Origin of the sequence: Pantoea endophytica, assembly GCF_002858935.1 — a bacterium.
Lineage (GTDB): Bacteria > Pseudomonadota > Gammaproteobacteria > Enterobacterales > Enterobacteriaceae > Pantoea > Pantoea leporis.
Genome location: NZ_PJRT01000033.1, coordinates 230205 through 252258 on the forward strand (window position 1 = coordinate 230205; position 22054 = coordinate 252258).

Genomic DNA, 22054 nt, shown 5'->3' on the forward strand with positions numbered 1-22054 from the left:
AGCCTGGTAGGTACGGCAATGTTAAAATTCATCCTGCGTCGGCTCCTTGAAGCCATCCCGACGCTGTTTATCCTCATCACCATCTCTTTCTTTATGATGCGACTGGCACCCGGCAGTCCATTTACCGGCGAACGTGTCCTCTCGCCGGAAGTGATGGCGAATATCGAAGCGAAGTACCATCTCAACGATCCAATTGGCAAGCAGTACCTGAGCTACCTGGTGCAGTTGGCACATGGCGACTTTGGCCCTTCGTTTAAATACAAAGATTACTCGGTCAATTATCTGGTCGGCCACGCCTTCCCGGTGTCAGCCAAACTTGGTCTGGCTGCCTTCTTCCTCGCCGTGGTGCTGGGCGTAACGGCTGGCGTGATCGCCGCCCTGAAGCAAAACAGTTTGTGGGATTATGCCGTGATGGGGGTCGCGATGACCGGCGTGGTGATCCCCAGCTTTGTCGTGGCACCGTTACTGGTGCTGGTGTTTGCGATTACTTTACGCTGGCTACCAGGCGGCGGCTGGAACGGCGGCCAATGGAATTACATGTTGCTGCCAATGGTGGCGCTGTCGCTGGCCTACATCGCCAGCATCGCGCGTATTACCCGTGGTTCGATGATTGAAGTGATGCATTCAAACTTCATCCGTACCGCGCGCGCTAAAGGACTGCCACTGCGTCGTATCGTGCTGCGTCACGCGCTGAAGCCTGCCATGTTGCCGGTGCTTTCCTATATGGGACCGGCGTTTGTCGGCATCATCACCGGTTCCATGGTGATTGAATCCATCTATGGTTTGCCGGGCATCGGCCAGCTGTTCGTTAACGGGGCGTTGAACCGTGACTACTCGCTGGTGATGAGTCTGACCATTCTGGTTGGCGTGCTGACCATTCTGTTTAACGCGATCGTTGATGTGCTGTACGCCGTGATCGATCCGAAAATCCGTTACTGATTGTGGAGCTCGCCCATGATGTTAAGTAAGAAAAACAGCGAAGCTCTGGATGCCTTCAGTGAAAAACTGGAAGTCGAAGGGCGCAGCCTCTGGCAGGATGCGCGTCGCCGCTTTATTCACAACCGTGCAGCCTTCATCAGCCTGCTGGTGCTGCTGGTGATCACTTTGTTCGTGGTGTTCGCCCCGATGTTGTCGCAGTTCAAATATGACGATACCGACTGGGCGATGATGTCTGCCGCGCCGGATACCGTCTCCGGCCACTGGTTTGGCACCGATTCATCGGGTCGCGATCTGCTGGTGCGCGTTGCGATTGGTGGCCGTATCTCGCTGATGGTGGGCATTGCCTCCGCGCTGATCGCGGTGCTGGTGGGCACGCTGTATGGCTCACTGGCGGGTTATCTGGGCGGTAAAACCGACTCAGTGATGATGCGTATTCTGGAGATCCTCAACTCCTTCCCGTTCATGTTCTTCGTTATCCTGCTGGTAACCTTCTTTGGTCGCAACATTCTGCTGATCTTTGTGGCGATCGGCATGGTGTCGTGGCTGGATATGGCGCGTATCGTACGTGGGCAGACGCTGGGCCTGAAGCGCAAAGAGTTCATCGAAGCGGCGCAGGTCGGCGGTGTGAGCACCTTCAAAATCGTGCTGCGTCACATTGTGCCAAACGTATTAGGCGTGGTGGTGGTGTATGCCTCGCTGCTGGTGCCGAGCATGATACTGTTCGAATCTTTCCTCAGCTTCCTTGGCCTCGGAACTCAGGAACCGCTGAGCAGTTGGGGCGCATTGCTAAGCGATGGCGCCAACTCGATGGAAGTGTCGCCGTGGTTACTGATGTTCCCGGCAGGTTTCCTCGTGGTCACGCTGTTCTGTTTTAACTTTATCGGCGATGGCTTGCGTGATGCCCTCGACCCGAAAGATCGTTAAGGAGTTTCCCGATGACCATTCATGAATTTCAGCCAGCCCTGGCTGCACGTGCGGGAAACAATAACCTGCTGCTTGATGTAAAAGACCTGCGCGTCACCTTCAGCACCCACGATGGCGATGTCACCGCTGTGAACGACCTCAACTTTTCACTGCATGCGGGTGAAACTCTGGGCATTGTTGGCGAATCCGGCTCGGGGAAATCGCAAACCGCGTTTGCCTTGATGGGGCTGCTGGCAAAAAATGGGCGCATTGGCGGTTCAGCGAAATTTAACGGCGCAGAGATCCTCAATCTGCCGGAAAGCAAGCTCAACAAACTGCGCGCAGAGCAGATTGCGATGATCTTCCAGGATCCAATGACGTCGCTTAACCCTTACATGCGCGTCGGCGAGCAGTTAATGGAAGTGCTGAAGCTGCATAAAGGCATGAACAGCGCGCAGGCGTTCGAAGAGTCGGTGCGCATGCTGGATGCGGTGAAAATGCCGGAAGCGCGTAAGCGTATGAAGATGTTTCCGCATGAGTTCTCGGGCGGTATGCGTCAGCGTGTGATGATTGCGATGGCGCTGCTGTGTCGGCCGAAGCTGCTGATTGCCGATGAGCCGACTACGGCGCTCGACGTGACCGTACAGGCGCAGATCATGACGCTGCTGAATGAGCTGAAGCGCGAATTCAATACCGCGATTGTGATGATTACCCACGATCTCGGCGTGGTAGCGGGTATCTGTGACAAAGTGCTGGTGATGTACGCCGGTCGTACCATGGAATATGGACGCGCACGCGATGTGTTCTATCATCCTGCCCATCCATACTCGATTGGCTTGCTGAGTGCGGTGCCGCGTCTGGATGCTGAGGAGGGCGAGTCGCTGACCACCATTCCAGGCAACCCGCCAAATTTGCTGCGCCTGCCGCAAGGCTGTCCGTTCCAGCCTCGCTGCGCCTACGCCATGGACATTTGTGCCAAGGCACCGCCGCTGGAGCCTTTCGCTGAAGGGCGCTTACGTGCCTGCTTCAAGCCGGTGGAGGAGTTAGTATGAGCACCGTAGTCGAAGAGAAAAAAGTCCTGCTGGAGATCGCCGACCTTAAGGTGCACTTCGAGATTAAGGATGGCAAACAGTGGTTCTGGCAGCCACCGCATACCCTGAAAGCGGTCGACGGCGTCAGTCTGCGTTTGTACGAAGGTGAAACATTGGGCGTGGTAGGCGAGTCAGGCTGCGGTAAATCAACGCTGGCCCGTGCCATCATTGGCCTGGTAAAAGCCACAGAAGGGCGCGTCGCCTGGTTAGGACGCGATCTGCTCGGGCAAAGCCAGGAGCAATGGCGTCAGGCGCGCAGCGATATCCAGATGATCTTCCAGGATCCGCTGGCATCGCTCAATCCGCGTATGACCATTGGCGATATCATTGCGGAACCGCTGCGCACCTATTACCCAAAGATGCCGGGCCAGCAAGTGAAGGATAAGGTGAAAACCATGATGATGAAGGTCGGGTTGTTACCTAACCTCATCAACCGCTATCCGCACGAGTTCTCGGGCGGCCAGTGTCAGCGTATTGGCATCGCGCGTGCGCTGATTCTCGAGCCAAAGCTGATCATCTGCGATGAGCCGGTATCGGCGCTGGACGTGTCGATTCAGGCGCAGGTCGTTAACCTGTTGCAGCAATTGCAGCGAGAAATGGGGCTGTCACTGATCTTTATCGCGCACGATTTGGCGGTGGTAAAACACATCTCCGATCGCGTGCTGGTGATGTATCTCGGGCATGCGGTTGAGCTGGGTACTTACGATGCGGTGTATAACAATCCGCAGCATCCTTACACCCGCGCGCTGATGTCAGCGGTGCCGATTCCCGATCCGGACCTGGAGAAGAACAAGCAAATCCAGCTGCTGGAAGGAGAGCTGCCATCGCCGATCAATCCGCCATCGGGATGCGTGTTCCGCACCCGTTGCCCGATTGCCGGACCAGAGTGCGCGAAAACCCGGCCGCTGCTGGAAGGCAGCTTCCGTCATGCGGTCTCTTGTTTAAAAGTCGATCCGCTGTAAATGAAAACGCCGGGCGATTGCCCGGCGTTTTTTTGTCTGTCGCTTACTCGCGCCACAGGATGTGGCAGAGTTTGTTATCTTTCTCGCGGCAAAGCAGGACGCGTGCGAACACATCAGTGATCGGCTCTCCGTCGGCTTCACCTAATCCAATCACCACTTCTGCGAAGAAGTCTGGGTTGAGATCGAAATCAACATGTTCCTGCCAGTCTTCCGCAGGATCGAACAGTTCCGCGCCACCGCGCTCTTCAAACTGCAGATTGAACAGAATAATGTCAGCGGGATCGAGATTGTCGCCAGCCAGCTCAAGAAAAATATCGTAAGCCTGCTCCAGCGTTTCATCTTCAGTAAGGCGATTATTTAAATCCATGGTCATTCCTGCTTGCCCTGAGGCGGTAATATTTTCGCTCGTTTTACAGTAAAGGACTAAAGAAGTAAAACAGTCGTTCAACGATGCGTTGCCACCAGGCACGTTTAGCCCAGCGAGCACCATCCAGTAAGCGTGAGCGGGCGATGTAATCATCCTGCACGGTAGCGAGATCGCTGCCAAAGCCGTCATCATCAACCACCAGAGTGATCTCAAAGTTGAGCCACAGGCTGCGCATATCCAGATTTACCGTGCCGACCAGACTCAGCTGCCCGTCAACCAGCACACTTTTGGTATGCAACAGGCCATCTTCAAACTGGTAAATCTTCACGCCGGCTTCCAGCAGTTCGGTGAAGAAGGCACGACTCGCCCAGCCTACCAGCAGCGAATCATTATGGCGCGGCACAATGATGCTCACTTCCACACCGCGTAACGCTGCGGTACAGATGGCGTGCAGCAGGTCATCGCTCGGCACAAAGTAGGGCGTGGTCATAATCAGCTGCTGACGCGCGGAGTAGACCGCTGTGAGTAACGCCTGGTGGATCATATCTTCCGGAAAGCCGGGCCCAGAAGCGATCACCTGAATGGTATGCCCGCTCTCCTGTTCGAAGGGCATCACGTTGCCATCCGGCGCGGGCGGCAGAATGCGTTTACCGGTTTCAATCTCCCAGTCGCAGGCATACACAATGCCCATGGTGGTGGCCACCGGGCCTTCCATGCGCGCCATCAGGTCAATCCATTGGCCCACGCCGGCTTCCTGCTTAAAGAAGCGTGGATCGACCAGATTCATGCTGCCGGTATAAGCGATGTAGTTATCGATCAGCACCACTTTGCGATGCTGACGTAGGTCCATGCGGCGCAGGAACACGCGCAGCAGGCTTACCTGCAATGCTTCAACCACGTCGATGCCGGCATTGCGCATCATATTGACCCACGGACTGCGGAAGAAGGTGACGCTGCCCGCTGAATCCAGCATCAAACGGCAATGTACACCGCGACGCGATGCAGCCATCAGCGATTCCGCCACTTCATCGGCCAGCCCGCCGGGATGCCAGATATAGAACACCATCTCGATATTATGCCGTGCCAGCTGGATATCACGGATCAGTGCGTGCATCACGTCATCGGAGTTGGTCAGCAACTGCAGCTGATTACCTTTCACGCCGGCGATGCCCTGACGATGGCGGCACAAATCAAACAGGGACCGCGCCACGTCGCTGTGTTCAGTGGCGAAGATATGCCGGCACTGTTTGAGATCGTTGAGCCATTTGGCGGTGGAGGGCCACATGGTGCGCGCGCGTTCAGCACGCCTTTTACCTAAATGCAGCTCACCAAAAGAGAGATAAGCGATTATACCCACCAGCGGTAGAATGTAGATGATCAGCAGCCAGGCCATTGCTGAGGTGACTGCGCGGCGTTTCATCAGAATACGTAGCGTGACACCCGCAATCAGCAGCCAGTAACCAAACAGCAGCAACCAACTGATTAGGGTATAAAATGTGGTCATTAAGTGGACGTCCTGTTCGCGCTTTGTTGTGCAAAGTTTACGTGCTGATCACAGGGAGTGAAACCTTTAATCGTGAATGACGTTTCGATGAAGCTTTCGATTTGGCATTTCCTGGCAGATCTTTATAATGCCTGCCGAGTTTAGCCTGTCTGAGAGGATGTTATGAGACGCAGCAAAAATGAAGTGGCGCGCTGGAGAATGTTACGTCAGGTACACCGTCGTCGTTCTCGCTGGCTGGAAGGGCAGTCGCGTCGTTATAAGCGCATCCATACCATTCGTCATCAGGTGGCGCAGCAACATCGCCGCTCCATCCTGTTTATCTCGCAAATGGACTGATGGGTTTACGCGGCCATCATGCGCCGCGTAGCACCCGGATGACATTGACCATCTCTACTGCCGCTGCCAGCACAATTAACATTACAACGTGCTGACGAGCGTTGCGCCAGCCTTGCTGACGCCATAGCCAAAGTGCTCTGCCGATGAGAGCGAATGCTATCACCAGCAGTAAAACTGACAACCACATAGATTAGAAAACGCGTTTGAACGGTTTGACCGCGACTTTCTCATACACGCCTGCGGCAATGTAGGGATCATCCTTGGCCCATGATTCCGCGACTTCCAGCGAAGAGAATTCGGCGATGATCACGGAACCGCTGAAACCGGCCGGGCCTGGATCGTTGCTGTCAACTGCTGGTAGCGGACCCGCAGCAATCAGTCGACCTTCATCTTGCAACAGCTTCAAACGAGCAAGATGCGCGGGACGTACCGAGTTGCGTTTTTCCAGTGAATCAGCGGTATCTTCCGCATAAATGACGTAAAGCACGATGGGATACTCCCGTTAGACTTGCCGAAATTGCGTGACACGTTAAGTGATCGTTAATCAGAGTGCAAACGAAAGATAAATACGCTGTCATTCAGCGCAATCAGGGTTAAAAAAGACCTTTCTGCGGGGCGCTTGCACATCGCTTATTGAAACTGATTGCTATTTGCATTTAAAATCTGCGCTTCACTCAATGAACATGAATGATATGACCACGTTGACTACGCCTTTACCTTCACGTACCCCCATTGCTGTAATTTTATCCGTGGTACTTCACGGTTCGTTGATCGCTGGCATTCTCTATGCATCTTTTCATCAGGTGATTGAAGTTCCAAAAGCGTCCCAGCCTATCAGCGTTTCGCTGGTGGCTCCGGAAGTGCAACCCGAACCTGCGCCTGCTCAGGTCACGCCGCCGCCACCTGAACCTGAGCCGGAGCCTGAAGTGGCGCCAGAGCCGCCGAAGGTTGAGCCGGTACCGATTCCTAAACCGGAACCTAAGCCGAAGCCAAAACCTAAACCGAAGCCAAAGGTTGAAAAGAAGGTTGAGCCGAAACCGCGTCAGCAAGTGAAGCCGCAGGAAAATCCGTTTAAGCAGGAAGCGCCAACCACGCAGACGCGTCCAACAACCGCGCCGAAAGCCAATCCGACCGCAACGCCGAGCATTTCAGATGGTCCGAAAGCGATGAGCGTCAGCAAGCCTGCCTATCCGGCACGTGCGTTCGCGCTGCGTGTTGAGGGACGTGTGCGGGTGCAGTTTGACGTTGATAGCGACGGTCGTGTGGATAACGTCCAGATTTTGTCGGCAGAACCGCGCAACATGTTCGAGCGCGAAGTGAAGCAGGCGATGAAGAAGTGGCGTTATCAGCCAGGTCGTCCGGGCAAGAATCTCACCATGAACATCGTATTCCGCATCAATGGTGGCGCCAATATCGAATAAGCACTCGTGGCTGAGAGGCAATAAAAAAGCGGTCAGATGACCGCTTTTTTAATGTTACAGATCGCTTAAATTGCTTCTGCCGGGCGGCAACGGGCGAGATTGACCGGTATTGTCGACAGCGACGTAGACAAACACCGCTTCGGTTGCGCAGTAGGTCTGTCCAATCGGTTCGGACGACACTTTCTTTATCCACACTTCGACGTTTATGGTCATGGAACTGTTGCCGGTGCGGATGCAGCGTGCGTAGCAGCTCACCACATCGCCAACCGCCACCGGTTTAAGGAACGTCATTCCGTCCACGCGCACGGTGACGACACGTCCTTCGGCAATCTCTTTCGCCTTAATTGCGCCGCCCATATCCATCTGCGACATCAACCAGCCACCAAAGATATCTCCGTTAGCATTGGTATCCGCTGGCATGGCCAGGGTACGCAACACCATCTCGCCTTGCGGCGACTTATGTTTTTCGTCCATTGCTCAGTTCTTCTGCAGGTGAAGAGAAGCCCGACGCTGTCGGGCGGAGTGGCATTATTTTTGTTCTTGTTGCGGCATCTGTCGCCAGATATACACGCCGCTTAACAGGGTAAAGAGTAGGGTCAGGCCGGTCAGACCGAACACCTTAAAGTTAACCCAAAATTCCTGCGATAACCAAAACGCAACATAAATATTCGCTAAGCCGCAGGCGAGGAAGAAGATTGCCCAGGCAATGTTGAGATTGCGCCACACGCCTGAAGGCAGTTGTAACTCTTTACCCAGCATGGTTTGGATCAGCGGTTGCTTCATAAACCACTGGCTGTAGAGCAGCGCGACGGCAAACAGCGAATAGATCACCGTGACTTTCCATTTGATGAATTCATCGTTATGGAATACCAGCGTCAGCGTGCCGAATACCGCGACCAGCACAAAGGTAAAAATGGTCATCTTTTCCAGCTTGCGGTAGAGCACCCAACTGACGACCAGCGCCAGACCGGTGGCAACGATCAGTGCGCCAGAAGCAACAAAGATGTCGTACAGCTTGTAGAAGATGAAGAAAACCACCAGGGGAAGAAAATCGAGTAACTGCTTCATAGCGTTTCCAAGTAGGCAGGAGCGTACAGTTATGGCGCCCGGGTGAGCGCCATAACGATTAACGTAACAGCATATACAGCCGGTACAGGTAGATAATCAGCACTGCGGAGACCAGGTTACCCAGCGCGTTCAACACCACGGAGGCGATATTGGCGGGCAGCACGGTCAGCGATGAGAAGAAGAACATCAGCACAATTTTGGCCAGCAGCCACAGCACAATAGCCGGTGCGATAACCTTAATATTCTTCCAGGCGAGACGCATGCTGGCACGCATCGCGCCAATCACGCCGAGCTTCTCATTGGCGAGAATCACCGGTGCCAGTGAAAACAGGATCGCCAGAATCACGCCCGGTACCATCAGCACCATAAAGCCCAATTGAACCAGCAGGGTAATCAGGAAGGTCTGCAGCAGCAGCTTTGGCAGGATGGGCGCAGATGCACCAATAGCGCGCAGCGCGCTGACGCGTTGTCCGCCCGATACCATAGGGATCAGAAGCAGCATGCCACCCAGCAGCAGCGTGTTGCCAATCAACGCAGCGAACGTGCCTGCAGCGGAAGCGCGCAGCAAAATGCGCTGCTGATCCGGAGACATATTTTGTACCAGCTCAAACAGCGACGATGCGCTGTCATCGGACTGGCTCAACAACGAGAGCTGGTCTTCACCTGGCGTTAACGCGTGGCCGACGATCACAGTAATGAACGAGGTCAGCAGCGCCAGCAGTAAAATAGTAACCAGCTGATGGCGCAAAAAATTTCCTGTGTCACGGTATAACGAGCTTGCCGTGATAGACATGTAAACTCCTTGAAAGAACCGGATTAATTAACCCGGCGATTGTACATGTTCTACTGGCGTGCTGGCACCCGCATTGGGATAACTTTCTGTCATAACAGGTAAAGAAGGGTGAAAAAGCGCAGGAAGACCGTAGCGAGCACGGGCGCGATCGCAGGCTTCGTTCTGTTCACCGTTCTCGCCGGACATCGAAAACTCCCGACAGGGCGAAGGACGCTGCTGATAAATGCCGCAGGATACGCAGCCGCCGACGTCGCCCTGCAGCGCAATACAGCGCGGCTGGCGTTGGTTGGTGCCGCGCATATTGCGCATAAACGGGGTTAACGGTTCGGTTAATTCAACGGGAACAGCACCGGCGCCATCATCGGCTTCGGCCCAGTAAAAAGAGACACGGAAGTGCGCGCAGCATGCGCCACAGGTCACGCAAGGATTTAGTGAATCGCTCATCTGATCGCCCGCCACCTTTAAGGTATCGAACCAAAATCACACAGGGGAAAGTTAAAATAGTCACGGCGAAAAATTTTCGCAAGCGGACTTTTATTACGCGCTGTAAAGCCAAAATTGATCTGAATCAATTCATTGTTTTTTAAGTGATTAATTTAGATTGATGCAGATGATCTTTTACCAAAAAAGGGGTAAATGTTGTGCCGCATTCAACATTGTGACCCATCTTTATTTGGCAAAGGAGTGATTATGAAACTGGCAAAATGCGCACTGCTGATGGCGCTGGCAATTCCGCAACTGGCTCTGGCTCATGAAGCCGGTGATTTCTTTATGCGTGCAGGTAGCGCCACCGTTCGTCCGACCGAAGGCTCTGACAATGTGCTGGGTATGGGCGGCTTTAACGTTAGCAACGATACGCAGCTGGGCTTGACCTTCACCTATATGGCAACGGATAACATCGGCGTTGAGCTGCTGGCTGCAACCCCGTTCCGTCATAAGGTTGGACTGGGCGCCACCGGTAATCTGGCCACCGTTCGTCAGCTGCCGCCAACCTTAATGGCGCAGTACTATTTCTTTGATAGCAAAAGTAAAGTCCGCCCGTACGTTGGCGTCGGTATCAACTACACCACCTTTTACGATGCCAAATTCAACCAAACGGGTGAGGATGCCGGTTTAAGCGACCTGAGCGTCAAAGACTCGTGGGGCATGGCGGGCCAGGTTGGTCTGGATTATCAAATCAACCGCGACTGGATGCTGAACGCATCGCTGTGGTACATGGATATTGATACCGAAGTGAAATTTAAAGCTGGCGGTGAGCAGCAAAACATCAACACGCGTATCGATCCGTGGGTGTTCTTCTTTGGTGCGGGATATCGATTCTAATCGGCAACCAGAAATGAAGCGGGCGACCAGAAGGTCGCCCGTTGTATTATTTGATCTGCATATTGTTAACCACAGATTTCACACCCGCCACGCTACGCGTTACGGCCACCGCGCGATTTGCCATCTGCGGGGAGCTGACAAAACCGCTCAGCTGAACTTTACCCTTGAAGGTTTCAACGTTAATTTCGGTCGATTTCAGCGACTCGTCATTCAATAGCTGAGCCTTAACTTTGGTGGTTACCACGGTATCGTCGATGTAACCGCCAGTGCCTTCTTTGGTTGCTGTGGGTGCACACGCGCTAAGTGCCAGCGCCATTACCGCAGCCATCATAAATCCTGCAACGACTTTGAAAAATTTCATTGGTTATCTCCCTGTCTTAGATGATGTTTCGCCGCAATGGGGCGGCGCAGTTAATTGTGGTCTGGAGATGCGAAATCAGCAAATCGGCGCGCGCGAAAAAGTCAGAAAAAGGGCGTTTTTACCACTTAATGATCCAATCGCAGTTTTAGCTGGGCGAGAAAATCTGAGAGTAGACGGGAATTTGAGTTTGGGGATAATTGTGGCAATAAAAAGGCCTTATCCGCACCAGCGAATGAGGCCCTGAAGATTTTAGCGGGTGGCTGCTTTCAGACTGCTCACAAAGGCTTTCAGTTCGCTGAGCAGCGTTGCCGGATCGTTCTGGTTACGCTCAATAATTTTCACAATTGCCGACCCGGAAATGGCACCCGCCGCACCGGCGGCGATGGCTTCTTTCACCTGGCCGGGTTCAGAGATACCAAAGCCCTGCAGCGGCGGCGCAGCGTTAAACTCACGCAGCTTTTCGATCAGGTGATGCAGCGGCAGGCTGGCACGATTTTCCGAACCGGTGACGCCTGCGCGTGACAGCAAATAGGTATAACCGCGACCGTGCGCAGCGATCTCACGCAGCAGTTCATCGTCAGCATTTGGTGGACAGATAAAGATCGGTGCCACATTGTGGCGCAGCGCAGCCTGACGGAAGGGCGCAGACTCTTCCAGCGGCACATCCGCAACCAGCACGGAATCGACGCCCACCGCTTCACACTGTGCATAAAAGTTATCGATACCTTTGCTGAACACCAGATTGGCGTACATCAGCAAGCCAATCGGCAGCTCGGGATATTTCTGGCGCACGGTCGCCAGAATTTCAAAGCACTGCGCCACGGTGGTGCCGGAAGCAAAGGCACGCAGCGTCGCGCCCTGTATGGTTGGGCCGTCGGCCAGCGGATCCGAGAACGGAATACCGAGCTCTAGCGCATCCGCACCGCCTTCCACCAGGGTATCGATAATTTTTAGCGACAGTTCAGGTGACGGATCGCCGAGAGTAACGAAGGGGACAAACGCGCCTTCTTGCTGCGCCGACAGACGTTGAAACAGCTGATTGTAACGTTCCATCAGATCTCTCCCTTGGCTTTCAAAATATCGTGAACGGTGAAGATGTCTTTATCGCCGCGACCAGAAAGGTTAACCACCAGCAGCTGCTCTTTTTCCGGATTTTCGCGGATCATTTTCAGTGCATGTGCCAGCGCGTGTGAGGATTCGAGCGCAGGAATAATCCCTTCAGCACGGCACAGCTCTTTAAAGGCGCTGAGCGCTTCGTCATCGGTGATCGAAACATATTCCGCGCGGCCGATACTGTTCAGATGCGCATGCTGAGGACCCACTGACGGGAAGTCCAGACCTGCAGAGATTGAGTAGGATTCTTCAATCTGCCCCTCTTCGGTCTGCATCATCGGCGCTTTCATACCGAAATAGATACCCACGCGACCGTGCTTGAGCGGCGCACCGTGTTCTCCGGTTTCGATCCCGTGACCGGCCGGCTCTACGCCGATCAGGCCAACACTTTCTTCTTCGATAAAATCAGCGAACATGCCGATAGCGTTCGAACCACCGCCCACGCAGGCTAACACCGCATCCGGCAGGCGACCTTCGCGCTCCAGAATCTGGGCTTTGGTCTCTTCACCAATCATGCGCTGGAATTCACGCACGATAGTCGGGAACGGATGCGGGCCAGCGGCGGTGCCGAGCATGTAGTGCGCGGTTTCATAGCTGCCAGACCAGTCGCGCAGCGCCTCGTTACAGGCATCTTTCAGCGTGGCTGAGCCGCTATGCACCGGAATCACTTCCGCGCCCATCAGACGCATACGGAATACGTTTGGCGACTGACGCTCAACATCCTTGGCACCCATATAAATGCGGCACTTCATACCCAGCAGGGCACAGGCTAACGCTGACGCGACACCGTGCTGACCGGCGCCGGTTTCCGCGATAATCTCGTTTTTGCCCATACGCTTGGCCAGCAGCGCCTGACCCAGCACCTGGTTAGTTTTATGCGCACCACCGTGCAGCAAATCTTCACGCTTAAGATAAAGGCGGGTTTTGCTGCCTTTAGTCAGGTTGCTGCACAGCGTCAAAGCCGTTGGGCGTCCAGCGTAGTTTTTCAGCAGGTCAGTAAACTCGGCCTGAAACTCGGGATCGCGCTGCGCTTCAACAAACGCATTTTCCAACTGGCGCAAGGCTGGCATCAGGATTTGTGGTACGTACTGGCCGCCAAACTCGCCAAAATAGGGATTCAATAACGTGGTCATTTTTTCATCTTCCTTATTCGGCCCGCGCCATGGCGGGCAAGCGAAATTAATAGGCGCGCAGCGTGCGGAATACCGCCGCGACTTTGCTGGCATCTTTAATGCCTGGCGCAGATTCTACGCCGGAGTTGAAATCGAGGCCGGCACAGCCCAGCTGCGCGGCCTCTACGCAGTTGTCCGCGCTTAGGCCACCGGCCAGCAGCACATTGCTGAGATCCTGGCCTTGCAGCAGTGACCAATCGAAACGCTGGCCGGTGCCGCCCTGGCCATTATCAAACACGTAACGATCGACGTGCGGCCAGTCGCGCGCAGGTAACTGCTCTTTAATGCTCAGCGCTTTCCAGATTTTGGTGTCTGCTGGCAGCGCCTGACGCAATTCTGCGACGAACGCCTGATCTTCATCGCCGTGCAGCTGCACCGCATAAAGTTTTAAACTTTCCGCTAGCGTGACAATGTCACTTGCCGCATTGTTGCGGAATACGCCAACATACTTCAGCGGGGCAGCCGCCTGCACAATCTGCGCCTGCTCGCGGCTGATTTTACGCGGTGAGCCTTCAGCGAAGATCAAGCCACCGTAAATGGCGCCGGCTTCCTGCGCTCCACGTGCATCTTCGGCGCGGGTCAGGCCGCAGACTTTATTATCACCGAGCAATACGCGTCGCACGCCAGCGGTGAGATCGGCTTCTTCCATCAGCGCGGAGCCAATCAGGAAGCCGTTAGCGAAGTGGCTCAGCTCACGAACCTGCGCATAATTGTGAATGCCAGATTCGCTGATGACGGTGACGCCATGTCCGAGGCGCGGCGCTAACTGACGCGTGCGATTCAGGTCGATGGACAGGTCGCGCAGGTCGCGGTTATTAATGCCGACGACTTTGGCTTCCAGCGCAATCGCGCGTTCCATCTCTTCTTCATTACTGACTTCGGTCAGCACGCCCATTTTCAGGCTGTGCGCCACGGCGGCGAGCTGACGATATTGCTCATCATCGAGCACCGACAACATCAGCAGAATGGCGTCGGCCTGATAATGACGTGCCAGATAGATTTGATACGGATCGATGATGAAGTCTTTGCACAACACCGGTTGCGTGATGGCGGCGCTAACAATCGGCAGGAACGCAAAATCGCCCTGGAAGTATTTTTCATCGGTTAACACCGACACCGCTGAAGCGTAATGACGATATACGCCAGCGATGGTGGCGGGATCGAAATCCTCGCGAATCAGCCCTTTGGAGGGCGATGCTTTTTTGCATTCCAGGATGAATACGGTGCGTGAGCCACGCAGTGCATCGTAAAAATGACGTTCCGCAGGCTGCAAATCGTTCTGGAAGGTGGCCAGCGGCTGCTGTGCTTTGCGCGCTTCAACCCAGACGGCTTTATCTTGTACGATTTTCTCTAAAACAGTGCCCTTAATACTCATCTCATCCTCTCGCTGCCAGAGCGACAACGCGCTTGTAGGCCTGTCCGCTGCGAATGGCAGCGATGGCGCGCTGTGCGTTGTCGCGCAAATCTTCATTTCCGAACACTTTCAGTAACATTGCGACGTTCACCGCCACCGCCTGCTCATGGGCGGGCTGGCCTTTACCCTGGAGTAAACGGGTCAGAATGTCACGGTTTTCTTCCGGCGTGCCGCCTGCCAACGCGTCTTTATCATGGAAGCCAAAACCGAAGTCTTCTGGCGTCAGCTGATAGCCAGTGATTTCGCCATCACGCAGCTCGGCGACCTGCGTTGGGCTGTGCAGCGCCACTTCATCCATGCCGCCGCCGTGAACCACAGCCGCACGTTGATAGCCGAGCACTTTTAGCGTTTGGGCGATTGGCAGTACCAGCTCCGGGCTATACACGCCAATCACCGCTAGCGGTGGACGCGCAGGGTTAATCAGCGGACCCAACACGTTAAAGATGGTACGGGTTTTCAACTGCTGACGTACCGGCATCGCGTGACGAAAACCGCTGTGGTACTGCGGAGCAAACAGGAAGCAGACGTTGAGATCGTCCAGCGCCTCACGTGCTTGTTCCGCAGGCATATCCAGATTGATGCCAAATGCCGCCAGCAGATCGGAAGAACCCGATTTGCTGGAGACGCTGCGATTACCGTGCTTTGCCACTTTCAGGCCGCAGGTTGCCGCAACAAAGGCGCTGGCGGTGGAGATATTGATGCTGTTGCTGCCGTCACCGCCGGTACCGACGATATCGGCAAAGGTGTAATCCGGGCGCGGGAACGGTTTTGCATCGGCCAGCAGCGCGGAAGCGGCACCGGCGATCTCTTCCGGACGCTCGCCACGGACTTTCATGGCAATCAGCGCGGCGGCTAACTGCGTCGGCTCCAGCTGACCGGTAATGATAGCGCTAAATAGCTGGTGGCTTTCGCCCTGGCTCAGCGTCTCAGACTGATAAAGTTTTTCCAGAATAGTTTGCATCATAATCTCCCTATTACTTCGCCAGCGCCCAGGCCAACGTCTGTTCTAATAAGCGCGCGCCCTGAGTGGTGAGAATGGATTCGGGGTGGAACTGGAAGCCACAGACGCGGTCGGCATCGTGGCGCACGGCCATCACCATGCCGTTGTAGCTGGCGTTAACGGTCAATTCGGCTGGCGTATTGCTACCGACCAGCGAGTGATAGCGCGCCACCGGCAGCGGATTGCTCAGGCCAGCGAACATGCCTTCGCCATCGTGGGTAATAGAAGAGGCTTTGCCGTGCAGGATCTCGCCGGCCTGACCGACATGGCCGCCGTAAGCTTCAACAATCGCCTGATGACCGAGACAGATGCCGATAATCGGCAGACGACCGCGCAGCGCTTGCAGCAAATCTGGCATGCATCCGGCATCTTTCGGCGCGCCCGGACCCGGCGACAGCATCAGAATTGGGTTTTCCATCTGCTGCAGGCGTTCAATCAGCACCTCAGCGGGCACGTTGTTGCGGTAAATCACCACGTTATGGCCAAAGGTACGCAGCTGATCAACGAGGTTGTAAGTAAAGGAGTCGATGTTATCGAGCAGCAGGATATCGGCCATCAGAAAATCTCCTTGCAGTGATGGGCTGTTGCGATGGCACGCAATACCGCGCGCGCTTTATTGCGGCTCTCGTCCGCTTCTGCCTGGGGCTGGGAATCCAGCACCACACCGGCGCCGGCTTGTACGGTGGCTACACCGTCTTCAACCCACGCGGAACGGATAACGATGCAGGTATCAAGGTCGCCGTTAGCGGTGAAATAGCCGACTGCGCCGCCGTAGCTGCCGCGACGTGTGCCTTCTTTCCCGGCAATCAGTTGCATCGCACGCACTTTCGGTGCGCCGCTCAGCGTGCCCATGTTCATGCAGGCGCGGTAGGCGTGCAGCACGTCGAGATCTGCGCGCAGCGTGCCGACCACGCGTGACACCAGATGCATCACGAATGAGTAGCGGTCAACTTTAGTCAGGTCTGCCACGTAACGGCTGCCCGGCACACAGATACGCGCCAAATCGTTACGTGCTAAATCCACCAGCATCAGGTGCTCAGCCATCTCTTTATGGTCGGTGCGCATTTCCAGTTCGATGCGGCTGTCGAGATCGCGATCCAGCGAGCCATCGGCATGGCGGCCGCGTGGACGCGTACCGGCAATCGGGTAGATCTCAATCTGACGCGACGTCGCGTCATATTTCAGTGAGCTTTCTGGCGAGGCACCAAACAGCGCGAAATCCTGATCCTGCATAAAGAACATGTAAGGACTTGGATTGCTGTTTTTCAACGTGTCGTAAGCGGCCAGTGGAGAAGGGCACGGCAGCGAGAAGCGACGTGAAGGGACAACCTGGAAGATTTCGCCAATGCGAATCGCTTCCTGCATCTCACGCACCACGTTGCAGTACTCTTCATCGCTCTGACTGGTGCTCAGCGTCATGTGCTCGACGCGCTGGACCGGCAATGCGGGCGCTGCTTGCGTCATCTGGCCGCGCAGTTGTTCGATGCGGCCTTGCAGACGCTGGAACTCGCTGGTCGATGGGCTGAATAAGCTGGCCTGCAGGCGAGCAGTGCGCTGCTGATGGTCGATCACCAGTAAGGTTTCGGCCAGATAGAAGCAGTAATCCGGGCAACGCTGTTCGTTGCGCAGTTGCGGCAGATCTTCGAAACCGGCCACTAAGTCATAAGCGAACAAGCCGCCAAGTAGCATCGCTTCACGCTCCTCTTCCGGGCTGTTCACCAGTTGCGGGATCAGGCGCAGCGCATCAAATACGGAAAGGGCCTTCAGGCGGGAATCTTCGTCCTGCATGCCTTGCGGCTGGGTGAAATGCAGCTCGCGGCCATCAGGGCGCACCTCGATACGCACCTCAGAGGGCAGCGCCTCGTCCAGCAGCGGCAAGATGGCGCGACCATTTTCCGACAGCGCTTTGATGGTGACGATGTTGCCCAGCGCACTGACGCGCAGCGCGCTATCCACGATTAACAGGCTTTTCAGGTTTTGTTTGCTGTCGATATCTGCGGATTCAAGCAGCAGAGTTGCTGGACGTGCGCCGCATAACTGATGAAACACTGCGGCCGGATCTTCGCGGTAGGGCGCGGTACCGGTTATCAACTTCAATGTAGGTTTCGCAATAGCCATAATGGATTCTCTGAATTTCGCTCAAAAAAAAGCCCGCTCGGTGGCGGGCTTAGGTATCAATCTGCACTGCGGTTACGCAAATTGTGCACGACGACGTCGCCCGATAAAGGGATCTTCGCGCCACCAACCATTTAGATGCGTACCAAAAATAGTCATGATTAAATACCCGTTACGTGTGAACTTGTGTACTAGTTAACTGGTTCGGGCGAAAAATGTCAATACCCTTTTTCAGCCAGGGGCAAAATCGTTATCATGCCTGCCGGTTTATGCAGTTGCTGGAGTTATTTTGTCGGACATCGCTCGTTTTCCCCTTTACGATTTACACAGCCATACGCTGGCTTCTGACGGCTTATTGACGCCGACCGCGCTGGTGCAGCGCGCGGTTGAGATGAAAGTCGGTGTGCTGGCGATTACCGATCACGACACGGTGGCGGGCGTGGCAGAAGCGCAGGCGGCAGTGATGCAACAGGATCTACCGATCCGCGTGCTAGCCGGTTTAGAAGCATCAACCTTATGGGAAAATCACGAAATCCACATTGTGGGGCTGAATGTCGATTGCCAGCATCCCGCGCTGACTGAATTCCTTGCGCAGCAGTATCAGACACGCCTTGATCGTGCGCAGCAGATTGCCGAACGCCTCGAGCGCGCTCGCATTCCTGATGCGCTAGCCGGTGCGCAGCGACTGGCGCAGGGCGGCTTGATCACGCGTGGCCACTTTGCGCGTTATCTGGTGGAGATTGGCAAAGCCGACAATATGGCGCAGGTATTCAAGAATTATCTGGCGCGCGGGAAAACCGGCTACGTGCCGCCGCAATGGTGTACAATTAAACAAGCCATTGATGCTATTCATCATTCTGGCGGCTATGCCGTTTTGGCGCATCCCGGTCGTTATGGTTTGTCGGCTAAATGGTTAAAGCGGCTGATTGCGCATTTTGCCGACGTGGGTGGCGATGCCATGGAGGTCGCGCAGTGCCAGCAAGCGCCCAACGAGCGCACGCAGCTGGCAACCTATGCGCATGACCATCAGTTAGCCGGGTCGCAGGGATCAGATTTCCACCAACCTTGTCCGTGGATAGAACTGGGACGCAAGTTATGGCTACCGGGCGGCGTGGAGCCGGTTTGGGAACGCTTCCCCGCATTGGCGCCCAGCAGTGCTATTACAGACAGGTGATATGAGGTTTTTATGAGTCAATATTTTCACATTCATCCCGACAATCCGCAGCCGCGCCTGGTAAATCAGGCCGTTGATTATCTCAATAAAGGCAGCGTGATTGTTTATCCAACCGACTCTGGCTATGCGCTGGGGTGTCGTCTGGAAGAGAAAAATGCCATGGAACGCATTTGTCGCATTCGCCAGTTGGATGGCAATCACAACTTTACGCTGATGTGCCGCGATCTGTCGGAGCTGTCGACGTACGCGCAGGTGGATAACTCCGCGTTTCGCCTCCTGAAAAACAACACGCCGGGCAACTACACCTTCATTTTGAAGGCGACGAAAGAAGTGCCGCGTCGTCTGATGAATGACAAACGTAAAACCATCGGGCTACGCGTGCCGTCCAACCCGGTGGCGCTGGCGCTATTGGAGCGCCTCAACGAGCCGATGATGTCGACTTCGCTGATGCTGTCCGGCAATGATTTCACCGAGTCCGATCCGGAAGAGATTCAGTACAGCATTGGCAAGCTGGTGGATCTGATCATCGATGGCGGCACGCTGGGACAGCAGCCGACCACGGTGATCGATCTCACCAGCGATGCGCCGGTGGTGGTGCGCGAAGGTGTCGGTGACACGAGCCCGTTCCAGTAATCATGCATGGTCAGGCGTGGCTTTCTGCGTCTGACCAATATTGGATTCCAGCCAGGTTTTGAAATCCCCGTACGGAATATACAGCGAGACATCTTTTAAGATGATTTTCTTGCTGCGAACGTTAGATATTTCATGGCTGTAACCGACAATCACCCCGCCAATAGTTTGGTCCGCATTATATACCGCGCCACCCGACATCCCTTGCACCACGCCAGCATTTGATGCCATCGCCATACAGGGCTTTTTATTCCAATTATTGGTAATGGCGGTACGCGCTAAATTAACGCCGCTCGATTCCACCGGCATAGCGGAAATAAAGCTGTAACCGTACATTTTAATCGGTTCGCCAATAGCACCGTTGCGGAATTTCGCCAGCGTTTCTGGACTGTTTTTGTGATAAATAATCGCGACGTCGCAATAAGGATGATAGGCCTTGACACGCTGCACGGCCGTTTTTGCCACGTGCGCCGCCGTCAGGCTGTATTCTGGCGTCAAAGGAATGGTTGTACCGAGAATGCCCAAACCCAGCACGGTCGGAATGCCTGTCACGCTCATATCAACGTGTTGCATCGCAGTACGACTGTACTCAGTGTGGCCCACGGAACAACCGCTCAGAGCCAGCGCAGCGAGCGCAGGCCAAAGCAGAGAGGTTTTCATGGCTGTGATCTTCTTTAAAGCATGTCCGTAAAATCCCTGGTGAAGACTTTCGACATGCAAATTAAATTCATTCCGTAAATGAATAAACGCGTCTAGTCCCGCGCGCGCCGGTTTGTAATATCAGTGAAATTGCACAGTGGTTCGTTAATGATTTGTAAGTTGAACGAATATAAATAGTAAATGAAAGCTATGTTATTATGACGACGCACTAGATTTCAGGCTTAAATTTTACACAGTTTTTTCTGCAGAACAATTCATCAAATTTAATATTAATCAAATAATACAAAAATACAGACTTAATCCAACCTGTAGTGCCAATAAACTATCAGTTTGCATTTATTACTGTAACAGACCTTATTTAATGCTATTAAATAGTTTTTTATGCTGTTTTATTGTTTTTACTTAGATTTAAAGTTTGTGATTATCCTTAAGCGTGGCGAGCAATAGCGGTTAAGCAGTCTTGCAAAGTGCTAATGTATCAGTTGTCTTAAGTTGATAATAGGCTCAGGCGGGAAAGGTTAGGGACAAGTAATAATAATTCAGTCACTTGGCGTGGATGCTGCGGATGCAAATAAGATCGATCTATCAGCCAGCTGAATGTTTATCGTCATGGTCTTAATGGCCATGTTTTTACCAGACCCTCTGTTATCGGCAGCAAAGGAAAAGGTGTTAACGAAACTTGCGTTAGTGTAAAATCGCGGGCCGTCTGAGATTGCAGCAGCGATGCAGAGCGGTAACAGATTCTGATATGGGAATTGGTAATCCCTGTATCGCACCTCTTCTTACCACGACGCCTGGGAAGGCGACAACGAGGCTCCATGAGCGAAAAATTACAGAAAGTATTAGCGCGCGCCGGTCACGGTTCGCGTCGCGAAATCGAAACCATGATTTCAGCCGGACGCGTCAGCGTTGACGGCAAACTGGCGACGCTTGGCGATCGCATCGAAAGTGATAAATCCCTGAAAATTCGTATCGATGGCCATCTGGTTTCCATCGCTGAGTCGGCGACCGAAGTGTGTCGCGTATTGGCGTACTACAAACCAGAAGGTGAACTCTGCACGCGTAACGATCCGGAAGGGCGTCCAACCGTATTTGATCGTCTGCCGCGTCTGCGTGGTTCACGCTGGATTGCCGTCGGTCGTCTGGATGTGAATACCTGCGGTTTGATGCTGTTCACCACCGATGGTGAACTGGCTAACCGTTTGATGCACCCAAGCCGTGAAGTGGAGCGTGAATATGCGGTTCGCGTGTTTGGCGAAGTGGATGACGATAAAATCCGTCAGCTGAGCAAAGGCGTGCAGCTGGAAGATGGCCCGGCATCGTTCAAAACCATTAAGTTTGCCGGCGGCGAAGGCATTAACCAATGGTACAACGTGACGCTGACCGAAGGTCGTAACCGCGAAGTGCGCCGTCTGTGGGAAGCGGTTGGCGTGCAGGTTAGCCGACTGATGCGTGTGCGTTACGGTGATATCCAGTTGCCAAAAGGCTTGCCACGCGGCGGCTGGATCGAGATGGAATTACCGGCAGTCAACTATCTGCGTACGTTAGTCAGTATGCCGGAAGAGACGGTAACGAAAGTGGCCGTTGAAAAGGATCGTCGTCGCACCAAAGCTAACCAAATTCGTCGTGCGGTAAAACGTCACGGTGTGGTGAGCAACAATCCGCGTCGGAATAACACCAAACGCGGTTCCTGATCCTAAGCCTGACG

General features: G+C 54.3%; 23 protein-coding genes, 1 pseudogene and 1 other annotated feature. Of the genes and pseudogenes, 10 read left to right on the forward strand and 14 right to left on the reverse strand.

The features are described from left to right. Positions 1-18 precede the first annotated feature (18 nt). From oppB to oppF, 4 genes are read left to right on the forward strand one after another with little or no spacing between them, the layout of a single operon-like run. A complete protein-coding gene (oppB, locus tag PZBJ_RS21790; RefSeq protein WP_007892378.1) occupies positions 19-939 on the forward strand; it encodes an oligopeptide ABC transporter permease OppB in 921 nt (306 codons plus the stop codon). A gap of 15 nt (positions 940-954) precedes the next feature. Beyond that, the gene (gene oppC / locus PZBJ_RS21795; protein WP_101764248.1) at positions 955-1863 is read left to right on the forward strand and encodes an oligopeptide ABC transporter permease OppC; all 909 of its coding nucleotides are present in this window, start codon (positions 955-957) and stop codon (positions 1861-1863) included. Positions 1864-1874: 11 nt separating this feature from the next. Then, the gene (oppD, locus tag PZBJ_RS21800) at positions 1875-2894 is read left to right on the forward strand and encodes an ABC transporter ATP-binding protein (protein WP_101764249.1); all 1020 of its coding nucleotides are present in this window, start codon (positions 1875-1877) and stop codon (positions 2892-2894) included. Further along, the gene (oppF, locus tag PZBJ_RS21805; protein WP_101764250.1) at positions 2891-3895 is read left to right on the forward strand and encodes a murein tripeptide/oligopeptide ABC transporter ATP binding protein OppF; all 1005 of its coding nucleotides are present in this window, start codon (positions 2891-2893) and stop codon (positions 3893-3895) included. The genes oppD and oppF overlap by 4 nt, the downstream gene beginning before the upstream one ends. 43 nt (positions 3896-3938) lie before the next feature. Here the strand turns inward: oppF and PZBJ_RS21810 are convergent, their stop codons facing one another. Both PZBJ_RS21810 and cls read right to left on the reverse strand, forming a co-directional pair. Next, positions 3939-4268, reverse strand: a complete 330-nt coding sequence (locus PZBJ_RS21810) for an HI1450 family dsDNA-mimic protein (protein ID WP_206098230.1) — start codon at positions 4266-4268, stop codon at positions 3939-3941. Between the two features lie 37 nt (positions 4269-4305). Next, the gene (gene cls / locus PZBJ_RS21815) at positions 4306-5766 is read right to left on the reverse strand and encodes a cardiolipin synthase (RefSeq protein WP_101764252.1); all 1461 of its coding nucleotides are present in this window, start codon (positions 5764-5766) and stop codon (positions 4306-4308) included. 162 nt (positions 5767-5928) lie between these two features. Here cls and PZBJ_RS24085 point away from each other — a divergent pair, with 162 nt between their 5' ends. Continuing rightward, entirely contained in the window at positions 5929-6102 is a 174-nt protein-coding gene (locus PZBJ_RS24085; protein WP_137385893.1) for a YciY family protein, read from the forward strand. Positions 6103-6292: 190 nt separating this feature from the next. Here PZBJ_RS24085 and PZBJ_RS21820 read toward each other — a convergent pair whose 3' ends face one another. After that, complete coding sequence (locus PZBJ_RS21820) at positions 6293-6589, reverse strand: YciI family protein (protein ID WP_101764253.1); 297 nt, start codon at positions 6587-6589, stop codon at positions 6293-6295. Positions 6590-6794: 205 nt separating this feature from the next. On the opposite strand from PZBJ_RS21820, the gene tonB reads away from it, so the two are divergent. Further along, positions 6795-7523, forward strand: a complete 729-nt coding sequence (gene tonB, locus PZBJ_RS21825) for a TonB system transport protein TonB (RefSeq protein WP_206098231.1) — start codon at positions 6795-6797, stop codon at positions 7521-7523. 54 nt (positions 7524-7577) lie between these two features. Here tonB and yciA read toward each other — a convergent pair whose 3' ends face one another. Genes yciA through PZBJ_RS21845 form a run of 4 tightly spaced genes read right to left on the reverse strand, consistent with a single transcriptional unit; the run spans position 7578 to position 9828 of the window. Beyond that, positions 7578-7997: an acyl-CoA thioester hydrolase YciA gene (yciA, locus tag PZBJ_RS21830; RefSeq protein WP_007892397.1), complete on the reverse strand. Its 420-nt coding sequence runs from the start codon at positions 7995-7997 to the stop codon at positions 7578-7580. A 54-nt stretch (positions 7998-8051) separates the two neighbouring features. Continuing rightward, the gene (locus PZBJ_RS21835; protein WP_008106564.1) at positions 8052-8591 is read right to left on the reverse strand and encodes a septation protein A; all 540 of its coding nucleotides are present in this window, start codon (positions 8589-8591) and stop codon (positions 8052-8054) included. A gap of 58 nt (positions 8592-8649) precedes the next feature. After that, positions 8650-9384: a YciC family protein gene (locus tag PZBJ_RS21840; RefSeq protein WP_101764255.1), complete on the reverse strand. Its 735-nt coding sequence runs from the start codon at positions 9382-9384 to the stop codon at positions 8650-8652. Between the two features lie 27 nt (positions 9385-9411). Continuing rightward, entirely contained in the window at positions 9412-9828 is a 417-nt protein-coding gene (locus PZBJ_RS21845; RefSeq protein ID WP_101764256.1) for a YkgJ family cysteine cluster protein, read from the reverse strand. Positions 9829-10074: 246 nt separating this feature from the next. On the opposite strand from PZBJ_RS21845, the gene ompW reads away from it, so the two are divergent. Then, positions 10075-10707, forward strand: coding sequence for an outer membrane protein OmpW (gene ompW, locus PZBJ_RS21850; protein ID WP_064738828.1), 633 nt, complete (start codon positions 10075-10077; stop codon positions 10705-10707). Positions 10708-10753: 46 nt separating this feature from the next. Here ompW and PZBJ_RS21855 read toward each other — a convergent pair whose 3' ends face one another. The 6 genes and pseudogenes from PZBJ_RS21855 to PZBJ_RS21885 all read right to left on the reverse strand — a co-directional run bounded on the left by PZBJ_RS21855 (position 10754) and on the right by PZBJ_RS21885 (position 17885). Continuing rightward, entirely contained in the window at positions 10754-11068 is a 315-nt protein-coding gene (locus tag PZBJ_RS21855) for a BON domain-containing protein (protein ID WP_101764257.1), read from the reverse strand. 249 nt (positions 11069-11317) lie between these two features. Next, positions 11318-12121: a tryptophan synthase subunit alpha gene (trpA, locus tag PZBJ_RS21860; protein ID WP_101764258.1), complete on the reverse strand. Its 804-nt coding sequence runs from the start codon at positions 12119-12121 to the stop codon at positions 11318-11320. Continuing rightward, positions 12121-13314 carry a tryptophan synthase subunit beta gene (gene trpB, locus PZBJ_RS21865; protein ID WP_101764259.1) on the reverse strand — a complete coding sequence of 398 codons (1194 nt, stop codon included), beginning with the start codon at positions 13312-13314 and terminating at the stop codon, positions 12121-12123. The genes trpA and trpB overlap by 1 nt, the downstream gene beginning before the upstream one ends. Positions 13315-13360: 46 nt before the next feature. Continuing rightward, entirely contained in the window at positions 13361-14722 is a 1362-nt protein-coding gene (trpCF, locus tag PZBJ_RS21870) for a bifunctional indole-3-glycerol-phosphate synthase TrpC/phosphoribosylanthranilate isomerase TrpF (protein ID WP_476703810.1), read from the reverse strand. A gap of 7 nt (positions 14723-14729) precedes the next feature. Continuing rightward, positions 14730-16323: pseudogene (gene trpD / locus PZBJ_RS24440) on the reverse strand (bifunctional anthranilate synthase glutamate amidotransferase component TrpG/anthranilate phosphoribosyltransferase TrpD). Beyond that, a complete protein-coding gene (locus tag PZBJ_RS21885) occupies positions 16323-17885 on the reverse strand; it encodes an anthranilate synthase component 1 (RefSeq protein WP_101764262.1) in 1563 nt (520 codons plus the stop codon). Before PZBJ_RS21885 ends, trpD begins: the two are co-directional and overlap by 1 nt. A 23-nt stretch (positions 17886-17908) precedes the next feature. Next, positions 17909-18017, reverse strand: a sequence feature (Trp leader region). A 154-nt stretch (positions 18018-18171) separates the two neighbouring features. On the opposite strand from PZBJ_RS21885, the gene rnm reads away from it, so the two are divergent. Both rnm and PZBJ_RS21895 read left to right on the forward strand, forming a co-directional pair. Further along, entirely contained in the window at positions 18172-19056 is an 885-nt protein-coding gene (gene rnm, locus PZBJ_RS21890) for an RNase RNM (protein ID WP_101764263.1), read from the forward strand. Positions 19057-19068: 12 nt separating this feature from the next. Beyond that, positions 19069-19689: an L-threonylcarbamoyladenylate synthase gene (locus tag PZBJ_RS21895; protein WP_101764264.1), complete on the forward strand. Its 621-nt coding sequence runs from the start codon at positions 19069-19071 to the stop codon at positions 19687-19689. Here the strand turns inward: PZBJ_RS21895 and PZBJ_RS21900 are convergent, their stop codons facing one another. Further along, a complete protein-coding gene (locus PZBJ_RS21900) occupies positions 19690-20346 on the reverse strand; it encodes a serine protease (RefSeq protein ID WP_101764265.1) in 657 nt (218 codons plus the stop codon). A gap of 818 nt (positions 20347-21164) precedes the next feature. Between PZBJ_RS21900 and rluB the strand changes: the two genes are divergently transcribed. After that, positions 21165-22040, forward strand: a complete 876-nt coding sequence (gene rluB, locus PZBJ_RS21905) for a 23S rRNA pseudouridine(2605) synthase RluB (RefSeq protein WP_101764266.1) — start codon at positions 21165-21167, stop codon at positions 22038-22040. The last annotated feature ends 14 nt before the right edge of the window (positions 22041-22054 follow it).